The organism is Promicromonospora kroppenstedtii DSM 19349, from assembly GCF_000515355.1.
Lineage (GTDB): Bacteria > Actinomycetota > Actinomycetes > Actinomycetales > Cellulomonadaceae > Promicromonospora > Promicromonospora kroppenstedtii.
In genome coordinates this window covers 128,526-134,276 of record NZ_KI911656.1, presented here as the reverse complement: position 1 = coordinate 134,276, position 5,751 = coordinate 128,526, and the positions used below count along the sequence as shown (strand labels likewise).

Sequence of the window (5,751 nt, the reverse complement as noted above, 5' to 3'; positions counted from 1 at the left end):
CGGCCAGGCGTGCGGCCAGGGCCCGGGCGTCGGGCTCGGCGCCGTCGGGGGCGAGGGGTGCCGACAGCACCCGGCAGATGTTGGCCTGGTAGACGTCGCCCTCGCGCACGTGCGCGCGGACCCGGCGCACCGCGGCCTCATAGGTGGCCTGGTCCATCGACGATGTCCACGTGTCGGACGCCGGACCGTGCCAGCTTCCCTCCGCGCCCGCGTCCGCGTCGCGCACCCGGGCGAAGCGCCAGGCGCGCGCCGGGCCCTCGAAGTCGGCGACGACGAACCAGGTGCCGTTCTCCAGCCGTTCGGGCTGTTCGCGCACGTCGACGCACTCGACCGCACCGGTCGCGACGCGTCCGGCGAAGCTCGCCCAGCCGGTGGCGCCCGTCACTTCAGCAGCGGTCGCCGGGACGTCGTCATGGGACGGGACCGGGGAGATCGCGCGGTTTGCGGGCAGATGGGCCGGGCTGGGTGACACGGGACAACCGTACGGGCGACGCGTGCGATTGGACGGTTCGCCCTCCGTTCGATTAATGTTCAGAACGCCGGAACACCGGGGGAAACCCCAGGATGCCCGGCTTCGCGGATGTAGCTCAGTGGTAGAGCATCACCTTGCCAAGGTGAGGGTCGCGGGTTCAAGTCCCGTCATCCGCTCGGAAAGTCGCTCTCGTGATTCTTCGGCTGAAGAGAGCACCCGTCGGTCGAGGTCTGACCGGGCGGTGGGTTGGCCGAGAGGCGAGGCAGCGGCCTGCAAAGCCGTACACACGGGTTCGAATCCCGTACCCACCTCGCAGCACGACGGGCGATTGGCGCAGCGGTAGCGCGCTTCCCTGACACGGAAGAGGTCACTGGTTCGATCCCAGTATCGCCCACCAGCAGAGCAAGGCCCTCTGGCCAGCGGAAACGCAGGCCAGGGGGCCTTTTGCGCGTCCGGGGTCCCGCGCCACGCCACCGCGCGGACCGCCGCCGAGGTAGCCGCCGTACGTCGCCTGAGGGACCGCCGCCGGCGGAGTCCGAGCCGGACCCCTGGGCCCGCTGCTGTCGCTCGTGCGCGCGGAGCGGGTTAAATTCGATACGGAAGTGACGCACAGTATCTTGGTAGATCGACGCGGCAAACCGTTGGGTCTGGCCCGGGCGCCATTCTTGACGACGTGTCACGGCCTGTGGTCGGCGATCACCAGGATGACGCGGTCGGCGCAGTCCACCGGTGCCCGCTGGACAGGCCGCCGTACCGCTCGCGCAGCGGATTGCGCCCCGTGACGCGTGGAGCATGAGACTCGACGCATCGCCGCAGAAGTCGAACCACGTCGGGTTGACGCCGAGGACGCCGCTCGCACGTCTCGCGGAACTGGCCTCCGGCCGGCCTCGACCCTGAGAGGTCACCATGAACGCACGCCCTACCGCATCTCGCCCCGCTGCCACGAAGCGGGCACGTCTAGCAGTTCTGGCCATGATCCTCGGACTCATGGCACCGGCCACGGCAGCCCCCGCGCAGGCAAGGGACTCCGACGAGCCGACCGACGCCGAGCTGGCGGAGCTGCACGAAGCCATCGAGGAGTCGGACGTCGAGGGTGTCGCCTGGTACACGGACGAAGCCGCAGGTGAGGTGGTGGTGACCGCCGACTCCACGGTTACCGGTGCCGAGCGCAACGCCGTGCGCAGGGCGGCCGGCGACAAGATCGGCGCACTGGACCTCCAGCGCATGGAGGGTGAGTTCAAGCTGGTCAAGCGGTCGATGCCCCCGGGCGCCGCCATCTACGGCTCGGGCACCCGGTGCAGCCTCGGCTTCAACGCGCGACGGGGCAACAAGCACTACCTCATCACCGCCGGCCATTGCGGCAACGACGTCGCCACCTGGCGAGCCGGCAACCAGAAGAGGATCGGGCCGACCGTCAGCTCTCGGTTCCCGGGCGTCGACTACGCGCTCGTCCGCTACGACACACGGTCGCTGAAACGACCCGGCGGCTACCTGCCGGGGACTGCCCGCGTGGGCCAGAAGGTGACCCGCGTCGGCTCCACGACCGGCCAGCACTCGGGAGTCGTCACCGCGGTCGGCGTGACCGTCAGGTACGGGGGCGGGGCCATGGTGGGCAACCTGATCCAGACCAACATCTGCGCCGAGCCCGGCGACTCCGGGGGACCGTTGTACAGCGGCAGGCGTGCTCTGGGCATCACGTCCGGCGCCGCCGGCGCGTGCCCTGCCCACGGGATCTCGTTGTACCAGCCCATCAAGCCGGTGCTCGCGGCGTACGGGGTGCAGCTCTATCGTCGGTGACGCTCGTTCCACCGGGCGAGGCCGGCGGCCTGCCCCTCATGGATGTCGCCGACCCACTCCCAGCCGGGTTCGGCCGCCGCGATGCGGGGGTCGTCAGGTGTGCGGCCGTCCCGCAGGGCGTGCAGGTACGCGCGGTCCAGGTCGATCCTGGCGCGCACCTGGTTCGCCCCCGCGACGGCGGACCCGTGCCCCGGCACGAGCACGGCGACGTCGCCCGCGACGGCCTCCAGGGCCCGTAGCCCCGTGAGGTACTCCTCGACCGGGTCGCTCTCGTCGGTGAACTCGCCGAGCATCGGCACGAAGACGTCGGACAGCATGTCGCCGGCGGCCAGGACTCCGCTGCCCTCGACCAGCAGCGCGGCGTGGCCGGGGGAGTGCGCCGGGTGCTCGACGACCCGCACGTCCGGGCCGTCCCAGGGGATCCGGGCTGTCCCGGCGGGCAGCCCTGTGACCAGGCCGAAGAGGTCCAGCGGGACGTCGTCGGCGATCTCGGGCGGCAGCCCCTCGGTGACCCGGGACCGCCAGTCCGCGGTAGACCGCAGATCCCGCATGTCGGCGGCGCAGCGGGCGGTGCCGTAGCGCGGGACCTCGCCCAGGTTGGCGTGCCAGAGCACGTGATCCCAGTCGGGATGCGTCGAGAAGCCCGCGACGACGGGCAGGCCGAGCTCGCTCAGGTCGTCCGCGAGGCAGGCCAGCTCGGCCCCCGTGATCCCGGCGTCGACCACGAGCACGCCCTCCTGTCCCCGCACGACGACGGTGTTGTTCCGGAGCAGCTCGCTCCGGTGGACCAGAACGCCGTCCGCCACCTGCGTCAGCATGGCGTCCTCACCCGTCCGTCCGCGTCCGGCATCAGCGGCCGGCCCCGGGCGGACCGTCCATCACGGTCGGCACGTAGTCCAGCAGCTGCAGGCGGCCGTCGAACGTGCGGTGCTCGACCAGCTCCATCGCCACGTCCGGGTACCCGTCGAAGATCCGCTCCTTCCCGCTGGCACCCGTGACGACCGGGAACACGACCACCCGGTAGCGGTCCACCAAGCCGGCCACCAGCAGCGACCGGCACAGGCTGAGGCTGCCGAGCGTGCGCAGGGGGCGGTCGGACGTCTCCTTGAGCTTGCGCACCGCCTCGACGGCGTCCCCGGTGACCAGCTCGGTGTTGGCCCAGGACAAGGGCGCCCGCAGGGTCGAGGAGAACACCACCTTGGGCATGTCGGCGAGCGGGTCCTCGGGGACGTCGGCCATCAGCGTGGTCATCACGCGGTACGTGTTCGCGCCCATCAGGGTGGTGTGCTGGTTCTCGCCGTCCTCCCCGAGGAAGGCCAGGTACTCCGGGCCCTCCAGGCCCCAGAACCCGGGCCAGCCCTCGGCGGCCGCGTAGCCGTCCAGCGAGATGATGAAGTCCACCATGAGCTTCTGCATCGGTCTCTCCTCGGTGTGGTGTGTGTCCGTGGTGACCGGCCGTGCGGCGAAAACTCATCGGTGGACGGCGGGCCGGGGCGCGGCCCGCCGTCCGGGGCGCGGCTACTGCGTCGTGCAGTGCTCGACGCTCATCACCAGGATCACGCGGTCCGCGCTGTCGGCCGGCGGCTGCTGCTCGGCGTTGCCGTACCGCTTGCCCAGGTGCACGTAGAAGTCGCCCGTCGGGTCCGGGACCACCTCGACGAGCTTGCCGCGTACCTCGAGGTAGTTGAACGCGTTCTCGTCGTTGAGGATCGCGAGGCTCATCGACGGGTTGTGCTGCAGGTTGCGGTACTTGGCGCGGTACGTGGTGTGCGTGAACCGCAGGTACTCGCCGTCGAAGTCGAACCACATCGGGTTCACCTGGACGGTCTCGTCGGGACGGATGGTGCCGAGGAACGCGTAGTTCGGCTTCTCGAGCAGGTGGACGAGGTGGGCGGGGATGACGTCGGAAGCACTCATGCCGCTGAACATAACCCCTCCTGCCCCTGCGCGAGGTTATGAGGTGAAAAGCAGTTCAGAGATCGAATTTAACCCTGTCGATCCATGAATACGCAGGGTGAAAGGGCTTCGTCGGCCCCGATTTCGTTACCAGCCGGTTACAACTGGTTCGAGGCCTTGTGGGGTGAATTATCCGGAGGCAATACTCTCGGCCAGCGAGACGGCAGGCGACGGCGCCCCGTTCCTGCCGAGCAGGGCACGCAGCCAGCGTGCCCACAACCCAGGAGGATGTGCCATGAGGTTCACTCGCACCACGATCCGCCCCGGTTCGGCCAGCAAGGCCCGTCTCATCGCGCTCGCGGCAGGGCTCGGGCTCGCCACGTCCACGCTCGCAGGGCCGGCGGCCGTCGCCGCGCCCGACCGGCCCACGGTGGCAGAGCTCGCCACCGTGCACGCCGCGGTCGGCAAGGCCGACGTCGACGGCGTCGCCTGGTACACCGACACGGCCACCGGCAAGGTGGTCGTCACGGCCGACTCGACCGTCTCCGCGGACGAGCTCGCCCAGGTCCGCGCGGCCGCCGGGGCCGACAAGGACGCGCTGACGGTCAAGCGCACCGCCGGCGTCTTCAAGCCCCTGCTGGCCTCGGGTGACGCCATCTACGGCTCCGGCTACCGCTGCTCGGTCGGGTTCAACGTCCGCAGCGGCAGCCAGTACTACCTGCTGACCGCCGGGCACTGCGGCAACTCGGTGCCCACCTGGTACACGAACTCGGCGCAGACCACCCTGGTCGGCGCCACCGTGGGATCCAGCTTCCCCGGTAACGACTACGCGATCGTCCGGTACGACAACACGTCGCTGAGCCACCCCGGCGGCTACACCGCGGGCAACGCCTACGTGGGCCAGCGGGTCACCCGCGACGGCTCCACGACCGGGGTGCACTCCGGCACCGTCACCGCGCTCAACGTGAGCGTCAACTACCAGGGCAGCGGCACCGTGCGCGGCATGATCCAGACCAACGTCTGCGCCGAGCCCGGCGACTCCGGCGGCGCGCTCTACAGCGGGTCGACGGCCCTCGGCATCACGTCCGGTGGCAGCGGCAACTGCTCCTCGGGCGGCACCACGTTCTTCCAGCCGGTGACCGAGGCGCTCAGCGCTTACGGCGTCTCGATCTACTGACGCGCACCCGTTCCTGACCTGCACGGGCGGCGTCGCCGGGCGATCCCGGCGGCGCCGTCCGCGTCCCGCGGAGGCCAGAACGCGCGCCCGCAGGTGGCGCGCTCATTTCGATTGGACCGGCACGCCGTTTGTGAACTACTCTTCCGGAGCGTCACCACGCCAGGCCCGCAGGGTCCTGGATGGTCATAGCGCGGATGTAGCTCAGTGGTAGAGCATCACCTTGCCAAGGTGAGGGTCGCGGGTTCAAGTCCCGTCATCCGCTCGATACCCGCTTTGGTGGGGAGCACGGTGGGTTGGCCGAGAGGCGAGGCAGCGGCCTGCAAAGCCGTACACACGGGTTCGAATCCCGTACCCACCTCGGGCGATTGGCGCAGCGGTAGCGCGCTTCCCTGACACGGAAGAGGTCACT

Annotated in this window: 5 protein-coding genes, 5 tRNA genes and 1 pseudogene; 7 read left to right on the top strand and 4 right to left on the bottom strand. The window is 70.2% G+C overall.

The window, feature by feature from the left end; genetic code table 11:
* Positions 1–472: pseudogene (locus PROKR_RS34655) on the bottom strand (hypothetical protein); the annotation flags it as partial.
* Positions 473–576: 104 nt separating this feature from the next.
* Here PROKR_RS34655 and PROKR_RS11375 point away from each other — a divergent pair.
* The 4 genes from PROKR_RS11375 to PROKR_RS11360 all read left to right on the top strand — a co-directional run bounded on the left by PROKR_RS11375 (position 577) and on the right by PROKR_RS11360 (position 2,269).
* Positions 577–648: transfer RNA gene (locus tag PROKR_RS11375), tRNA-Gly, on the top strand.
* 64 nt (positions 649–712) lie between these two features.
* Positions 713–783 (top strand) — tRNA-Cys (locus PROKR_RS11370).
* 11 nt (positions 784–794) lie between these two features.
* Positions 795–869, top strand: a tRNA-Val gene (locus PROKR_RS11365).
* 575 nt (positions 870–1,444) lie between these two features.
* Positions 1,445–2,269 carry a S1 family peptidase gene (locus PROKR_RS11360; protein ID WP_084800380.1) on the top strand — a complete coding sequence of 275 codons (825 nt, stop codon included), beginning with the start codon at positions 1,445–1,447 and terminating at the stop codon, positions 2,267–2,269.
* On the opposite strand, the gene PROKR_RS11355 is transcribed toward PROKR_RS11360, so the two are convergent.
* From PROKR_RS11355 to PROKR_RS11345, 3 genes are all read right to left on the bottom strand, one after another.
* The gene (locus PROKR_RS11355; RefSeq protein ID WP_036963148.1) at positions 2,257–3,087 is read right to left on the bottom strand and encodes an MBL fold metallo-hydrolase; all 831 of its coding nucleotides are present in this window, start codon (positions 3,085–3,087) and stop codon (positions 2,257–2,259) included. The genes PROKR_RS11360 and PROKR_RS11355 overlap by 13 nt on opposite strands.
* Positions 3,088–3,118: 31 nt before the next feature.
* The gene (locus tag PROKR_RS11350) at positions 3,119–3,685 is read right to left on the bottom strand and encodes a dihydrofolate reductase family protein (protein WP_036963147.1); all 567 of its coding nucleotides are present in this window, start codon (positions 3,683–3,685) and stop codon (positions 3,119–3,121) included.
* 102 nt (positions 3,686–3,787) lie between these two features.
* Positions 3,788–4,186, bottom strand: a complete 399-nt coding sequence (locus PROKR_RS11345; RefSeq protein ID WP_051432892.1) for a PPOX class F420-dependent oxidoreductase — start codon at positions 4,184–4,186, stop codon at positions 3,788–3,790.
* Positions 4,187–4,460: 274 nt separating this feature from the next.
* Between PROKR_RS11345 and PROKR_RS11340 the strand changes: the two genes are divergently transcribed.
* The 3 genes from PROKR_RS11340 to PROKR_RS11330 all read left to right on the top strand — a co-directional run bounded on the left by PROKR_RS11340 (position 4,461) and on the right by PROKR_RS11330 (position 5,700).
* On the top strand, positions 4,461–5,342 hold the full coding sequence (locus PROKR_RS11340) for a S1 family peptidase (protein ID WP_036963145.1): 882 nt from the start codon (positions 4,461–4,463) through the stop codon (positions 5,340–5,342).
* Between the two features lie 190 nt (positions 5,343–5,532).
* Positions 5,533–5,604 (top strand) — tRNA-Gly (locus PROKR_RS11335).
* Between the two features lie 25 nt (positions 5,605–5,629).
* Positions 5,630–5,700, top strand: a tRNA-Cys gene (locus tag PROKR_RS11330).
* Positions 5,701–5,751: the final 51 nt, after the last annotated feature.